This window comes from Streptomyces sp. BBFR51 (genome assembly GCF_044591655.1).
In the GTDB taxonomy this organism is placed as follows: domain Bacteria; phylum Actinomycetota; class Actinomycetes; order Streptomycetales; family Streptomycetaceae; genus Streptomyces.
In genome coordinates, this window is record NZ_CP172448.1 from 7384374 (window position 1) to 7398135 (window position 13762).

10 protein-coding genes and 3 pseudogenes are annotated in these 13762 nt (G+C 67.7%); 7 read left to right on the top strand and 6 right to left on the bottom strand.

Features of this window, described 5'->3' with window-relative positions:
- Nucleotides 1-81: 81 nt before the first annotated feature.
- Nucleotides 82-446 (top strand): annotated as a pseudogene (locus ACGH7X_RS33490) (transposase); the annotation flags it as partial.
- On the opposite strand, the pseudogene ACGH7X_RS33495 reads toward ACGH7X_RS33490, so the two are convergent.
- Both ACGH7X_RS33495 and ACGH7X_RS33500 read right to left on the bottom strand, forming a co-directional pair.
- Nucleotides 431-811, bottom strand: a pseudogene (locus ACGH7X_RS33495) (metallophosphoesterase); the annotation flags it as partial. The pseudogenes ACGH7X_RS33490 and ACGH7X_RS33495 sit on opposite strands and share 16 nt — an antisense overlap.
- Nucleotides 808-978, bottom strand: a complete 171-nt coding sequence (locus tag ACGH7X_RS33500; protein ID WP_382884582.1) for a hypothetical protein — start codon at nt 976-978, stop codon at nt 808-810. The pseudogene ACGH7X_RS33495 and the gene ACGH7X_RS33500, both read right to left, overlap by 4 nt.
- On the opposite strand from ACGH7X_RS33500, the pseudogene ACGH7X_RS33505 reads away from it, so the two are divergent.
- A pseudogene (locus tag ACGH7X_RS33505) lies at nt 905-1901 on the top strand (IS630 family transposase). The gene ACGH7X_RS33500 and the pseudogene ACGH7X_RS33505 sit on opposite strands and share 74 nt — an antisense overlap.
- Nucleotides 1902-1953: 52 nt before the next feature.
- Here ACGH7X_RS33505 and ACGH7X_RS33510 read toward each other — a convergent pair.
- A complete protein-coding gene (locus ACGH7X_RS33510; protein ID WP_399892518.1) occupies nt 1954-2463 on the bottom strand; it encodes a DinB family protein in 510 nt (169 codons plus the stop codon).
- Between the two features lie 460 nt (nt 2464-2923).
- On the opposite strand from ACGH7X_RS33510, the gene ACGH7X_RS33515 reads away from it, so the two are divergent.
- Both ACGH7X_RS33515 and ACGH7X_RS33520 read left to right on the top strand, forming a co-directional pair.
- Entirely contained in the window at nt 2924-3802 is an 879-nt protein-coding gene (locus ACGH7X_RS33515) for a hypothetical protein (RefSeq protein WP_399892521.1), read from the top strand.
- A complete protein-coding gene (locus ACGH7X_RS33520) occupies nt 3799-8364 on the top strand; it encodes an AAA family ATPase (RefSeq protein WP_382884385.1) in 4566 nt (1521 codons plus the stop codon). The genes ACGH7X_RS33515 and ACGH7X_RS33520 overlap by 4 nt, the downstream gene beginning before the upstream one ends.
- A gap of 262 nt (nt 8365-8626) precedes the next feature.
- Here the strand turns inward: ACGH7X_RS33520 and ACGH7X_RS33525 are convergent, their stop codons facing one another.
- Entirely contained in the window at nt 8627-9628 is a 1002-nt protein-coding gene (locus ACGH7X_RS33525; protein ID WP_399897526.1) for an IS630 family transposase, read from the bottom strand.
- A gap of 226 nt (nt 9629-9854) precedes the next feature.
- Here ACGH7X_RS33525 and ACGH7X_RS33530 point away from each other — a divergent pair, with 226 nt between their 5' ends.
- Together ACGH7X_RS33530 and ACGH7X_RS33535 are read left to right on the top strand one after the other, a co-directional pair.
- Nucleotides 9855-11123, top strand: a complete 1269-nt coding sequence (locus ACGH7X_RS33530; protein ID WP_382887804.1) for a transcriptional regulator — start codon at nt 9855-9857, stop codon at nt 11121-11123.
- A 148-nt stretch (nt 11124-11271) separates the two neighbouring features.
- Nucleotides 11272-11649 (top strand): DUF6924 domain-containing protein, encoded by a 378-nt coding sequence (locus ACGH7X_RS33535; protein WP_382887805.1) that lies wholly within the window; start codon nt 11272-11274, stop codon nt 11647-11649.
- 152 nt (nt 11650-11801) lie between these two features.
- Here ACGH7X_RS33535 and ACGH7X_RS33540 read toward each other — a convergent pair whose 3' ends face one another.
- The gene (locus tag ACGH7X_RS33540; protein ID WP_399892526.1) at nt 11802-12167 is read right to left on the bottom strand and encodes a hypothetical protein; all 366 of its coding nucleotides are present in this window, start codon (nt 12165-12167) and stop codon (nt 11802-11804) included.
- A gap of 106 nt (nt 12168-12273) precedes the next feature.
- On the opposite strand from ACGH7X_RS33540, the gene ACGH7X_RS33545 reads away from it, so the two are divergent.
- Nucleotides 12274-12825, top strand: a complete 552-nt coding sequence (locus tag ACGH7X_RS33545) for a hypothetical protein (protein WP_382887809.1) — start codon at nt 12274-12276, stop codon at nt 12823-12825.
- Here the strand turns inward: ACGH7X_RS33545 and ACGH7X_RS33550 are convergent.
- Nucleotides 12773-13567, bottom strand: coding sequence for an IS5 family transposase (locus ACGH7X_RS33550; protein ID WP_399892529.1), 795 nt, complete (start codon nt 13565-13567; stop codon nt 12773-12775). The two genes, ACGH7X_RS33545 and ACGH7X_RS33550, sit on opposite strands and share 53 nt — an antisense overlap.
- Nucleotides 13568-13762 lie beyond the last annotated feature (195 nt).

Here is a 13762-nt window from a genome sequence, read left to right on the forward strand (position 1 = left end):
GAGGGGGCTGGCTGGGCAGCGCTCTGTCGCACTGCTCGGCCGGTGTCAGTCCCGGCTGGCCCGGCAACCGGCCCGTCATAGAACGCGCCGAGCAGCGCGGACCGCCTGTTCTGCCACGTCTACGGCCGCAGCGGCCGGTCCTCGCACCAGTTCATCCCCGGCTGGCCGTACTCGTTCGTCGCCGCTCTCGAATCGGGCCGGACGTCCTGGTGCCAGCTCCTGGACGCAGTCCGTCTCGGCCTCGAGGACGACGTCACCGAGGTCACGGCCGCCCACCTCCGCCGGGTGGCCACCGATCTGATCGAGATGGGCCGCTGGCACTTCGGCGACCGCAATATCCTTATCGTCTTCGACGCCCCGCGCATGGCCACATCCCCGCCGGCCTGCCGGTCAAGGTGTTGGGACGCATGCGCTCCAACCGCGTCATGCGACGGTCGACACCCTCGCCGACGCCGCCAATGGTCAGGGCGAGCCGCAGGAGGACGCCAAGCAGCACGGACCAGGTGAACAGGACCCAACTAATCCCCAGCAGCGTGTCACCGACGATCGCCGACCGGTCCTGCTGGCGTCGGCCGTGGCCGCGCACGATGGCGAGCGGCATGCATGCCATGCCGAGCACGAACAGAGCGGTTCCAGTCAGCGTGATGGGCAACGGCCAGTGCTGGCCGCTGTGCAGGAGCACCCAGCAGGGCACGGCCCACAGCAGGACGGGGGCGATCAGGGGGACGAAGCGCATCAGACGGTGCAGCAGGCTCTGCCGCGGCGCTCGCGCTTCTCCCTCGGCGGGCCGGGTGCTGCTGGTGTCGGTCACGCTTCCATTCGCAGGCTGACCGAGCAGGAGGGGCAGAAGCTGCAGCGGATCGTGCGCCGGGGCAGCACCAGCACGGTGCGGTTCCGCAGGGCGATGATGCTGCTGGGTTCCGCGGGCGGGAACACCGCCCCGGTGATCGCGAACCTGGTGCAGGCGGACGAGGACACCGTCCGCGATGTGATCCACCGGTTCAACGAGATCGGGTTGGCTTGCTTGGACCCTCAGTGGGCGGGAGGCCGTCCCCGCCTACTGAGCGTTGACGACGAGGAGTTCGTCATCGAGACGGCCATCACCGGCCCCACCAAGCTCGGCCAGCCCTTTACCCGCTGGTTGATCCGCAAGCTCGCCGAGCATCTGCGGCGCAACGTCGCCCGTCCGATACGCATCGGCCGCGAGGCCCTGCGCTGCCTGCTCCGCCGTCGCGGCGTGACGTTCCAGCGGACCAAGACCTGGAAGGAATCCAGCGACCCGGACTTCGACGCCAAGCTGGGCCGGATCGAGTACGCGCTGACCGAGCGCCCCGGCCGCACCTTCGCCTTCGACGAGTTCGGGCCGCTCGGCATCCGTCCCACCGCCGGGGTCGTGCTGGGCGAAGGAGGGCAAGCCCGACCGGTTGCCGGCGACCTTCCACCGCACCCACGGCGTCACCTACTTCCACGGCTGCTATTCGGTCGGCGACGACACCCTCTGGGGTGTCAACCGTCGCCGCAAGGGCGCCGTTCCATCGCTGGCCGCGTTGCAGTCGATCCGGGCCGCCCGGCCGGACGGCGCCCCGATCTACGTGTTCCTGGACAATCTGTCCGCCAATAGGGGCAGCAAGGTCCGCCGGTGGGCCCGGAAGAACAAGGTCGAGCTGTGCTTCACGCCGACCAACGCCTCCTGGGCGAACCCGATCGAGGCGCACTTCGGTCCGCTGCGGCAGTTCACGCTCGCCAACTCGCATCACCCGAACCACACAGTTCAGACCAGGGAGTTTCAGCGACACCTGCGCTGGCGCAACGCCAACTCCCGGCACCCCCATGTTCTGGCCGCTCAGCGTTGTGAACGAGCCCGTGTTCGCAGCGAGAAGGGAACCCGCTGGGGCGGCTGACCTCTCGCCACCGCGGCCTGAGGATCTCGATGTTGCTCACTGGGGCAGAGGGTTATCCAGTGTAGGGGTTGCCGCCGAGCCAGGTGGTGCCATCGATCAGTTCGCGTGCAGCGTCCAAGTGACCGCTGTGGCAGGCGACCTCGGTGAGCACGTGGATGAGGATGCGGCGCACATCGGGCAGCCGCCAGGTCGGCCAGATGTCCACGGGCCACGCAGCAGGCTCCTGGTCCAGGTTGGCGGCGGCGAGCACGACGTCTGCGCGTGCGATGGCCGCCCGGTAGTCGGCGAAGACCTCCCTGGTGCTCATCCCCTCGGGGACGTACCAGTGCGCCTCCGTGCCTACCGCGAGCTGTCCGGCCACATCCGGTTCGCCCGCGATCACTCCGGGGAACCAGAAGCGTTCGACATCCACCGTGAGGTGGCGCAGCAACGCCAGGCAGCTCCAACCGCTGGGCAGCACCGGCCGCCGCAGATCCTCCTCCGAGACCCCTTCGAGGATCCCAACGACGTGCGCGCGCTGGCTGTCCAGGGCACCCTTGAGCGCGGCGAGTTCAGCGTTCACCGAACGGCTCCCTGCGCCTGGATCTTGGTCAGCTGGGACGCCGCCCACCATGGCCTCGCCCGTCGTACTTGTCATCCGCGCGCCTCCGTCAACCACAGAACATGATCTGACTCCGGCCCGGACGCTACACCGGGGGTACGACAACCCCCAGCCGATCGGCGCTACGTCATTCTGCACCGCCTACCCGGCAAACCTTCCCGGTCACGGCACTAGACGGCTCATCTCGGGTTGCCGTCCGAACACACATCTTGGGGCCCTGAACTAGCCAGATGGAGCCCAGGCTGGGCAGCGCTCGGCCGCACTGCTCGGAGAAGGGCGGAGGCAGTGTCTTGGTGCGGCGCATGACGTGTGAAGCGCCCATATGCCCGCATCGTATGCAGCACAATGGCCTTCAGCCGGGGGACAACAGCACATCCGCGGCTTGCATGCAGGCACACGGTGGAGCGGGGCGAGCCAAGGCGTGGAGACAGTACAGGTCGTCGGTGTACACGGAATCGGGCAGTCGAAGACCTCTGGGCATCGACTGACCGCCGACTGGAGTCGAGCGCTCCAGCGCGGCATTGACTCGCTGCCCGACATAGAAGCCTGTGCGGTGTCCCTCGTGGTGCCGCATTGGACGGCACTCCTGGCGAGGGGAACAGACCGTTTGGGTCCCGAGGACGACCTCTTCAGCGAGTCAGTGCCGATGGAGGCGGCGGCGGAGGACTTCGTTGCCGAGGCTTTCACCGACCTTGTACGGTCCGAGGACGTAGCCTTTGCCGAAACCCAGCCCCTGGCCACGTTGGGGCTTCCCAAGCTGTGGTCGCCGCGTCTGACCCGGCTGGCGATGGCCTATGACCACCGTTTCCCGGGAGGCGGCGTGCAGTTCCTCGTCCGGCGCTTGCGGGAGGTGCGCTACTACCTCACCAGGCCAGCCCTGGCCGCCGAGGTACGGGCGTTCGTTCGGGACGAATTCACGCTGGATACTGCCGTGGTCATCGGTCATTCGCTCGGCAGTGTCATCGCCTACGATCTGCTCCGCCGCAAGGAGCTCGGTGCTGCGGGCATGCCCGGCTCTGACCTGCACACGCTGGTGACCTGTGGCTCGCCGCTGGGCATACCCGCCGTGCGGCGGCTCATGGGACTCATCGATGGCGCACCCCTCCAGCTCGACTCGCGCATCAGGTGGGTCAACGTCTTTGACCCCGACGACTTCATCACCGGGGGCGCGAGCCTGTCTGCCGTCGCGCGGGAACTCACCGAAGCTCCGGTGAACAATGGCACAGGCGACCCGCATAGCGCCCTGCGCTATCTCCGCAGCGTGCCCGTGGCTCGCGCCGTGGCGGGCGGCCGACCGTGACACGCGCGCCAGCCCCGGATACCTTCGCCCGCCGCCTCGTTGTCATCGCGGTCTCGGAGTACGACGACGGATCTGCAGCCGAGCAGGAGGCGTTCGGAAAGGCGATCACCGCGCAGGTGACGGCGGTGAAGGACTGGTGGGCACATCCCTCTCTCGATGACGAGCGCCGTTTCGAGCCTTCCGAGGCCAAGCAGCTTCACGACTTGCGCGACCTGCGCACCTTCCTCCTGGAGGAGGATCTAGGGAACGCGGATGACGACGAAGCCCTTGTCGTCTATATCACCGGGCACGGGCTGGCTCCGACGAACTCTCCTCAGCACTTCTTGCAGCTGCGGGACACGTACGTGGACAGGCCGTACGCGACCGCGTTCCCGACCGCTGAGATCATCACCACCGTACTTGACTCCCATGCCACGCACGTCTTGGTGATGGTGGACTCCTGCTTTTCGGGCCAGCTTGAGGCTGAACTCAAGACAACGCTGAGGGGTCTGCGGCAGGAGCGCCGCGCCCTTGCCTCGTTGGTGGTCGTCGTCGCTGGGAACGACCAAAGCACGCCCAGCTTGAATGCCTTTGCCAACGTCCTGCGAGCCGTGCAGGCACACTGTGAGGACGAGGCCAATGGTTTTGCAGGGCCGCACCTAAGCTGGCAGGACTGGAAGAGCATCCTTAGGAAGGTGTTCGACCAGAGCACCATGGCCAACGTTGAGTTCGTCTGGCCCACGCCCTCGGCCACTGTGGAGAGGGCGCAAGAACAGCTGAGCCCCTGTCTTCCCAATCCGGGCCATAAGGGGATCGAAGCGGTCTTAAAGGCTTCCGCCCACCAGGTCGGGTGGACACGCGCTCAGCTCGACAGGTTCTGGATTTCCCGCGCCGCAGGTGCCTCCGAACTGGATAGTCCGGGCTGGTATTTCACGGGCCGTGCCAAGCTCGTCAAGCGCATCCTCGCCTTCCTGGCCGGTGCGGAAGGCGTTTTGATCGTCACGGGTGTGGCCGGGTCCGGGAAGTCTGCCCTCCTTGCCCGTACCGTGACCCTGAGTGACTCCCGCTTCCGGGCCGACGAGATGTACCGCGCCCTGGTCACCCAGATCCCGGCAGAACTTGAGGTGCCGGAAGGGTCCGTGGATGCTGCCGTCCTCGCCCGCAACACCGACCCGGACGAGCTCGCCCAAGCGCTCTGCGAGGCCCTCGACGCCGACCTGAGGCAAGGAATCCCGTCGAGGGCCGACGGCCCCGTGAGCGGACACCTCGCTCGGTTGCGGAACTTGTTGCAGAGCGAGGCGCGGCGCCGGGGCGAGCCGCTCACCCTGGTAATCGACGGCATCGACGAAGCCAAGAACCCAACACGGGTCATCACAGACTTGCTGCGTCCCTTGGCAGATCTTCGGATGACGGATGAACGCCCTGCCGTCCGGCTGCTGCTCGGCATCCGCAGCCCTCGTCCCGACACCGCAGCCGCCGCTGATGCTCCCGCCTCGCGTGCCCAGAACCCAGACCTCCTCGATTTGCTGGTCCGGGCCACTGCCGCCAGTGCCCCCATCCGTACAGACGGCCCCGACACCGCGCAGGACATCGCGCCGTACGTCCGCGCGCTGTTGGGAGTACCGTATGCGGGTCAGGAGGACGGGGAAGTGCTCTCGGGTCCGCCGCTCGCCCGCCACGCGGATCTGGCGGAGGCGGTGGCCCGGGAAGTGACTCCTTCATTTCTGGACGCCCGTATCGCGGCGGAACGCCTGCGCGCGCGATGCATCCTGCCGGATTTGGAGGACCCTGAGTGGCTCCAGAGCCTGCGCGAGGGCACCGAGGCCCTCCTGCGGGAAGACCTCCGTGACGTCGCCGAAACGCATTCCACGGCCGCGGAGCAGCTCATGTCCGCATTGCGCGCTACAGCGCTCGCGTACGGGGCGGGCCTGCCATGGGCTGACATCTGGCCAGCCGCCGTGGACTGTCTTTCACCGACCTCTGTCGCCGACCCGGATGACGTCATCCGGAAGGTGTGGGACAGCCGCCTCTCCGGCTATCTCACCAACGCGGTCGAGGACGGCCGGACCGTATACCGGCCGGTGCATGAGCGGATCAGCGAGACACTCCGCTACGCACCGCGCACACTCCTTGGTGGCTCGGAGAACGGCGTGTGTGAAAGGCTCTCGGACGAGGAGATCTCGGACAGCCACCGGGCACTAGTCTGGGCGTTTGAGCGGCTCATTCCTCGCGCGGGCGACCAGATCGCCCCGCACCCCTATCTGCGGCGCCACCTGGTGGCTCACGCCGCAGCCGCCAAGGTCCTCGACGGCAGCCACGTTCCAGCGCACTTCCTTCCTTGGGAGACCAGCGGCACCGTACGGGGCGCTCTCGGGCTCCCGGCCAACCCCACGCGCCGTACCTTGCACTTGGCCTCGTGGGCACGCATCGAGCCGTTCCTCGCCGATGCCCCGCCCTCGGCACGCGCCGACAGCCTGGCCCTTGCTGCTCTTGGCATGGTCCGCGAATACGACGGCATCGCACTCAGTACGCAGGATCCGACGGAGAGCGAAGCCACGCCGACCGCGCGCAGCGAGAACGACGTGGCACCAGCACATCCGCGTGTCGTCCCGCAGTGGAACGAGCTGCGAGTACCCGGAAACCTGCTGGGTCGCACCCAGACAGAAGTTTCCTCGCTCGTTTCCTTCACCCTGCCCGACGGCACTGTCCTGGTGGCGGCAGGTGACAGCGGCGGCGAGGTCCGCCTGTGGGATTCGCTCACCGGTACCGACTTCGGGCTGCCCGTACGACGCGGTCCGTATGCGAGAGCTCTGGCCGTGCTGGCCGGCCGCCGAGGAGAGCCACTGCTTGCGGTCGGCTGCGCAAAAGGGGCCTGGCTTTACGATCCGCAGAGCGGCCACGTCGACCATCTCCCAGTGTCGGCCCCCGTGTACGCGCTAGCCATATTCTCCACGGTGGGGGGCGGCACCAGGTTGGTGCTGGGCACGGCGGAGGGGCTGGTGATCTGTGACCCCCTCGCAGGCGAAGTGCTGTCGAGAACTCCCCGCGCAACGATGTGGGGTGCCTCCATCAAGGCCCTTGCCGCGCTGCAGCTCCCTACTGGCCAGACTCTGATCGCTGTCGGCGGAGAAGGGAGCACGGTCGAAGTACTCGACGCCGAGTCGCTTACGCTGGTCAGCGAGGTGGGGGGCCAGGGCAGGGGAGTTTCGGCTGTTGCCCTGTACGTCGGCAGTGATGGTTGTCCGCGGCTGGCCGCAGCCTCACGTTCTACGGGGCGCGTGCGCAACTACGATGCGTGGACGGGAAAGGAGAACGCTACAGCTGTCATTCGCGAGTCTGCTGTGACCATCTGCCTGTACCCTGCCGGACGCAATTCCCGCACGGAAACACTGCTCGCTCTGGGACCCAGCCGGGGCGGGAGCATCCGCCTCTGGGATCCGGAAACCGGTTTGGCGGTGCGCGACTTCGCCGCCAACCACGACAAGAGGGTCAAGGGCCTGACCGTCCTTGATGCGGGGGAAGTGGCCCCGAGGCTGGTGTCTGGGTCCGACGATCACGCTGTCCGGGTTTGGGATCCTTCCACCCCTCTATCACAGCGAAGCAACCGCCAAGAAGAGCCGCGTGACGGGTCGATCATGGTGCCGTTCCCCGCGCGGGGAGATACTGCCCTCCTCCTAAGATCGAAGTCGCTGCGTTCTCTGAACGTCACCTCAGTCGTGACTGGGGAAGTGCGGCAGCAGATCCACCTGCCCGAAGAGGTGGCCTTCCAGGGACTGACAGCTGTCACCAGCCACCTGTGGCCCGATGGATCGGCATCCGTGATCGCGGGCACGTATGGCGGCGGGATCGTCCGTTGGGACCAAGAGAATGGATGGTTCCGCATGCCTGATCCGACCCGCACGTTTTTGTCGAGGCCAGTACACGATCTGACACCGATACGTGCGCTGACAATCTTTGGCGTGGATGGCAGGGACCAGGTGTTCGTAGTCAGCGGCACGAGTTCTGGCACCGTGTCCTTCCACGATCTGGCCACCGGAGAGCCGTGGCCCGTCGTCCGCGCCTCACATGCGATCCGCGCCCTGGTGGCCCTGCCGAGTGCGGAAGGCACGATCGTGGCCTACTCATCCGCTGCGGCCGTACGGTTCTGCCGTCCCGGGCAACCTTCCGAGGGACGCCTTCCTTCCCGCATCGGCATCGTAGGTTGCTTGACCACTTGGACGGCGGAGGACGGCACCGTGCTCCTCGCCACCGGCGGCTCCGACGGCATAGTTCGGTTTTGGTCTCCAGATGCACTGAGACAGGAGGCGCTTCCCGTATTGCGCGGCCATCAGGGCCCGGTGACTGCCATTACGAGCTTCCGGGCCTCGCCCACCGCCCCACCCCTCCTCGCCACGGTGGGTCAACGGGATACCACTGTGCGGGTGTGGGAGCCCCGTACGGGCGAGGAGTTGACGCGAATCGTCACTGGTGCTGCTCTGACGTCGCTCTGCGCCCCGCCCGCATGGGACGATCCAAAGGTCGCGGATCCGGTCCTCGTCTTCGGTGGAACGGCGGGCGCTGGCGCGGTTTCGGTCCGGCTGTAAAGCAAGCGTGCCGGATCACGATCCTGCCAGGCGTCGTGCAGGATGCGGGCCGTGGCCGCCGTACCGCGGACCTCTCCGACCGCGACTACCAGAGCGTCCGCCTGGATTCGCAGGCCGACCGCTTCGCTCTCCCGCTCAGCCCGCCGCTGGGCCGGGCGGTCATCCACCACGTGAGCACGGCACCCAACACCGTGTCGCACAACGTGCTCGCCGCGTCCTTGATCTGTTCTGCTTCCGCGGATCGAAGAATCATTCCTATTGATCAGAAACTCATGGGGTTCTCGTCCAGGACGTAGCGGACGCGTGGGCCGCCGAAGTAGCCGCGGACGATGTGTGGCTGACGCTGGCGCCGGCGGAAGAAGCGCCGTGCTTCTGCGGCGAGTTCGGTCTGATTCCGGGCTCGGTGCTGCTTGGGCAGGCTGTGTTTGAGGTCGGCGTTGACCAGTTCGTCGGGGTTCAGCTCGGGCGAGTACGGCGGCAGGAAGTGCAGTTCGACGTCGTCGGGGTGGGCGGCGAGCCAGTCGCGGACCTTCTTGGAGCGGTGGGCGGAGTGTCCGTCGACGACGAGGTGGACCTTGTGGTCGAAGTAACCGGCGAGCCGGTCTAGGAAGCGGCACATCACCTCGGCGGTGAAGCTCTCGGTGAAGACCATGAAGTGCATCCGGCCCTTGGTGCTGATAGCCGACATCGCGTTGACCGAGAACCGGTTGCCGGTCCGCCGCACGACGGGTGTCTTCCCCTTCTCGCCCCAGGTGCGGCCGGTGACCTGGTCGGAGCGGATGCCGACCTGGTCGGCGAAGAGGATCTCGCCGCCGTCGGCCTTCGCCTTCACGCGGATCTCCGGCCAGATCTCCTGGTGCCAACGCCGCACGGCCTCGGGCTCCTGCTCGACGGCCCGCTTGTCCGGGCGCTGGAAGGACAGCCCCCACCGTTTGAGGTACTTGCCCACCCCCACCTCGGTCAGCCGCACCCGATACAGCTTCGCGATCAGGTCACCGATCAACCGCCGCGTCCACAACTGCCCACTCAGCCCCACGTCACAGGGTCGGTGATCGAGGACCGCCTGCCGCACGGCGGCCTGCTCGGCCTCCCCGAGCACCTGGTGCACCCCGACCGGCTTACCGCGCGGGCGCATGACCAGCGCCTCCCGACCACCGGCCTGCCACTTCGCCCACCAGATGTCGACCGCCTTCAGTGACACCCCGAACACCGCCGCCACGTCCTCACGGTCCCGCCCCGCCACCAACGCGGCCACCGCCCGCAGCCGCAGGGCCTCCTGCGCCGACGGCGACAGATGCCGCGCGTCCCCCACCAGATCGCTCACACACCACCAACGACCCAGAACCCAAACCGTTTCGGATCAGTATGGGCCGAATTCGCGCTGTTCAAGAGCCTTCCGCGACTTCATGCCAGGGAGGGACACAGGCAGTAGGAGGTCCGGACGGTGGGTAGGCCACCTCCGACGGCAGGAGCGGGCTGGGGGGACGCACATGGATCTGGAGCTGTGGCAGGGGCTGGCGGGAGTGGCACTCACCGGTGCCAGCCTCCACTACGCACGCAGGGCGGTCGGTCCCGCGAGCGAGGGCGAGTCACGACGGTCGTTCGTCAACGAGCGGAAGGACATGCGCGCCCGCTACGGCGAACTCTCCGAGATGGCCGCCGACATCCACCTGCGGGCGCGCCCCGGCCTGGAACGGATCGGCGACTCGACCCTGCTGTGGGAACCGGCGATGCGCCCACCGCGGCCGGTCCCGCTGCGGGACGTCACCCTCACCTGGCGGGAGAACCCGCCCCCGGCCGACCCCGCCCTGCTCCGCGCGGCGCGGCGTTACCTGCCGAAGGAGACCCGGTCACGGTCGTACGAGCGATACTCCTCGGCCATGGGCGATCTCGCCCGACCGGCGCTCTATGAGGACAACCCGTGCTTCCGGCTGGTCCGGGCCGACTGGTCGCACCCCGATGGACCACAGCTGGACTTCGGCATGAGCCACTACTTCGAGCTCATCGACCAGAACGAGGCCGTCGCCCACGAACTGGCCACGACGACCCGGCGGAAGCCCGGACGCCTGCCGCGCTGGCGGCACCTGCCCCTGCGCAACCTCCTCACCGACGACCCGTTGCGGCTGGAGACGCGCACGGTGCTCCCCTCTGTCGGCACGCTGACGCTGCGCCGTACGCCGGACGGGCGCGCCACCTTCTTTCTGCTGAAGCGCGGCGGTGGCAAGGTCGCCACGGTGGGGGACACGTACGGGCCGTTGCCTGGCGGAATGATCCAGCCGGCCTCGCAGTCGCCTGGCGCGTACCGGCGCGACCTGTCCCTGTGGCGGGTGATCATGCGCGAGTACAACGAGGAACTGCTCGGCGCCCCCGAAGCGAAGGGCGAGAGCGGCACCGAGGTCGACTACACCCGTCCCCCGTACAGCCTGCTCGACGCCGCGCTGAACGACGGCTCGCTGCGCGTCTGGTGCTTCGGCATGGCACTGGAACCCCTGCACCTCGCCGTGTGCGTACTGACCGTGGCGGTCTTCGAGGCCGAGACCTTCGACACGATCTTCGCCGACGCCGTGGAGGAGAACGAGGAGGGCCAGGTGATCAGTGGGAACCGATCGCACGGCCGGATCGTGGGCCTGTCCTTCACGGAGTCCGAGATCGCCGCGCTCGGAACCCAAAAGCTGTCGTCGCCCGCCGCGGGTCTCCTCCAACTCACCCAGCACCACCGAGAGATGCTCCTCGCCCCACCCGGCATCACCTCGCCCTGAGTACCCGCTTCGCGCTGGGACGTACAGTCAGCGGCGTGAAGCAACCCCCTGGGATCGCGGGGCGTGACGAGTACGACGCCCTCGTCGTCCGGACCGACTACAGCGACGAGGCCGCCTGGCAAGCGATGGTCGCGGAGCTGGCCCAACCGTGGGCGACGAGGGTCAGTACGACGCCGAGGTCCATCTCGTCGACGATCACGCCTGGGCCGATCGCACACCCGACCAGGCATGCGACGAGGCGAGGCGTGACGACGACCTGTGCGTGGTCTTCCTCGCCGACCAGACAGCGATGCGGTCCCCCCATCGCGCACTGCTCGCTCTCGACATCGCCGAGGACGAAAGACAGGACCTCGACCCGCTGTACTACCAGGAGATCATCGACTCCCCACCACCCCGGGAGTTCCGAACGGTCCCGGCCAGCGTCCACGACGTGCACGCGAATCTGTCGATCGCCAACATCGTCCGCGGCTACTTCGGCGGCCCGCACGTCCGTTACGTCCTGGACGAGAACCCCATGAGTTACTGATCAATAGATGCTCTCTGTCACCGGGCTGTTGCCTTTCGCGGCAGAACATGGATCATCCCGTGGTGATCAGGGCCGTGCCAGCCCCGGACACACGACTGCCCGGGGCCGGACGCCCTGGGCAGTCTCCGCCACAGCCGGTGGCAGGTGGCTTGTCAGATCTCCTTGAACGTCCCGTTTATGCCGAGTTCTTCAAGGCGCTGCTGGATTTCCTCTGCCGCGTCAGCCTGCATCACCAGCTGGAGGGTGCCCTGCAGGTAGCTGATCTGCCTTTCGTCCAGGGTCATGTAGAACGCCCGGAAGAGCGCGGCGAAGCCGTCGGCACTGTCAGCGTTGGCCAGAAGATTCTTGGTGAAGGAGAAGGCAACCTGCCGCTCCTTGACGGGTGCCGGCTTCGGGGGACGGGTCAGCGCCCGCCGGTTCTTGAGGTGGGCGATGCCGTGCCTGACCCAGATGCGTCGGGAAGAGTAGGCCGTGTGCTGTCGCTCTTGGGGGAGAGTGACTGCAGTGGTGGTGGTCATGCGGTTAGAAGCCGTATCTCAACCGAACGTGATCCCTTGATTCCTGCTGTTCAGGCATGGTTTCGCTCGGGTTGAGGGAGGCATCGCGACGTCTTGTGTCCGCTTCATGGTCGAGGGGTGCGCGGTGGCGTCGGTGCTGGGAATGCTGGAGGAGCGAGAGGCGGCTGCCCGTGTGCGGGTGGAGGGCTTGCGGGAGGAAGTCGCGCGGTTGGCTGAGGCGTTGGAGGCCGCGGAGATCGAGCTGGACCGGCGGGTGATCGCGCGGGAGGAACTGATCGAGGCCCTGGCAGTATCTGCGGCCGAGTCCACTGCCGTGACCACGACCGAGGCGGAGGAGGAAGCGGCACCGCCGCTCGCCCCGGTGCCCGGCTCGACGGTGCCGCCCTGGCGGGAAGGGCTGCCGGTGACGGCTTTGGCGCCGGACTATCAGCGGATTGTGGGCGTGCTGGAACAGCAGCGGTCCATGGGTCACGGGCCGCTTCGGGCGAAGGAGATCGCGGTGGAGCTGGGCCTGGGGGCGACACCGGCGAAGGTCGAGGGGGTGCGGTCGAAAGCCCGGCGCCTGGCGGAGCGCGGGTGGCTCCTCCTGGAGGCGTCGGGGGCATTCAGTGCCGGACGGCGGCCCGTGGCCGTGCCAGACGCCGGCTCATCCGCGTGACCATCGACCACCGGATCATCGCCTCGCTGCTGGCCGGCAACGTTTCGTAGTCCCGGGCCAGACGGCGGGAGTTCATCAACCATGCGAACGTGCGCTCTGCCACCCACCGCCTCGGCAGCACCACGAACCCTGTCATGTCGTCGGTGCGCTTGACGATCTCCAACGTCAGGGCGAGTTTGTCCCGGCACCAGCCGACGAGGGAGCCGGTGTAGCCGCCGTCGGCCCAGACGAGGGTGATATCGCGGTTCAAGCCGCGCAGCCTGGCCAGCAGGCCCGCCGCGGCGTCCCGGTCGCCGATGTTCGCGGCAGTGACCGCGACGGTCAGGAGCAGGCCGAGCGTGTCGGTCACGATGTGCCGCTTGCGGCCCGGCACCTTCTTCCCGCCGTCGTAGCCGCGGGAGGCGGCCGGCACCGTCGCGGCGGCCCGCACCGACTGCGCGTCGATGATCCCCGCCGTGGGCTCGGCCTCACGACCTTCGCGTTCCCGGACCCTTCCACGCAGCCGATCGTGGAACTCAGTGATCAGCCCGTGCTCGCGCCAGCGGCGGAAGAAGGCGTAGACCCGGCCCCAGTCGGGAAAGTCAGCGGGCAGCGCCCGCCACGAGATCCCGCCCGCGACCAGGTAGCGGACCGCTTCCAGCAGCTGGCGGTGGCAGTAGCCCTCAGGCCGTCCGCCCCGCCCTTGGAACCAGCCCGGCACCGGCAGCAAAGCCCGGACAGCCGCCCACTCCGCGTCCGTCATGTCCGACGGATACCGGCACACCCGATCCGGATGATCGGCCGCGTTGCCGTACACGTGCGCGAGGCAGTCACACGATGGTGCTGCCGAGTTGAACTGGACGAGCTCGGACACGTACAACAAGGACACCAGGGCCTCCCGGCACTGCTCGGTCAGATTCGCATCCCCGAGCTACCGAGAGGCCCTGTCTCCATGCAC

Coding starts and splice junctions, on each gene's coding strand:
- ACGH7X_RS33540 (WP_399892526.1), bottom strand. CDS start 12,167: ATGACCACCACCACTGCAGTCACTCTCCCCCAAGAGCGACAGCACACG.
- ACGH7X_RS33545 (WP_382887809.1), top strand. CDS start 12,274: ATGGTCGAGGGGTGCGCGGTGGCGTCGGTGCTGGGAATGCTGGAGGAG.
- ACGH7X_RS33530 (WP_382887804.1), top strand. CDS start 9,855: ATGGATCTGGAGCTGTGGCAGGGGCTGGCGGGAGTGGCACTCACCGGT.
- ACGH7X_RS33550 (WP_399892529.1), bottom strand. CDS start 13,567: ATGACGGACGCGGAGTGGGCGGCTGTCCGGGCTTTGCTGCCGGTGCCG.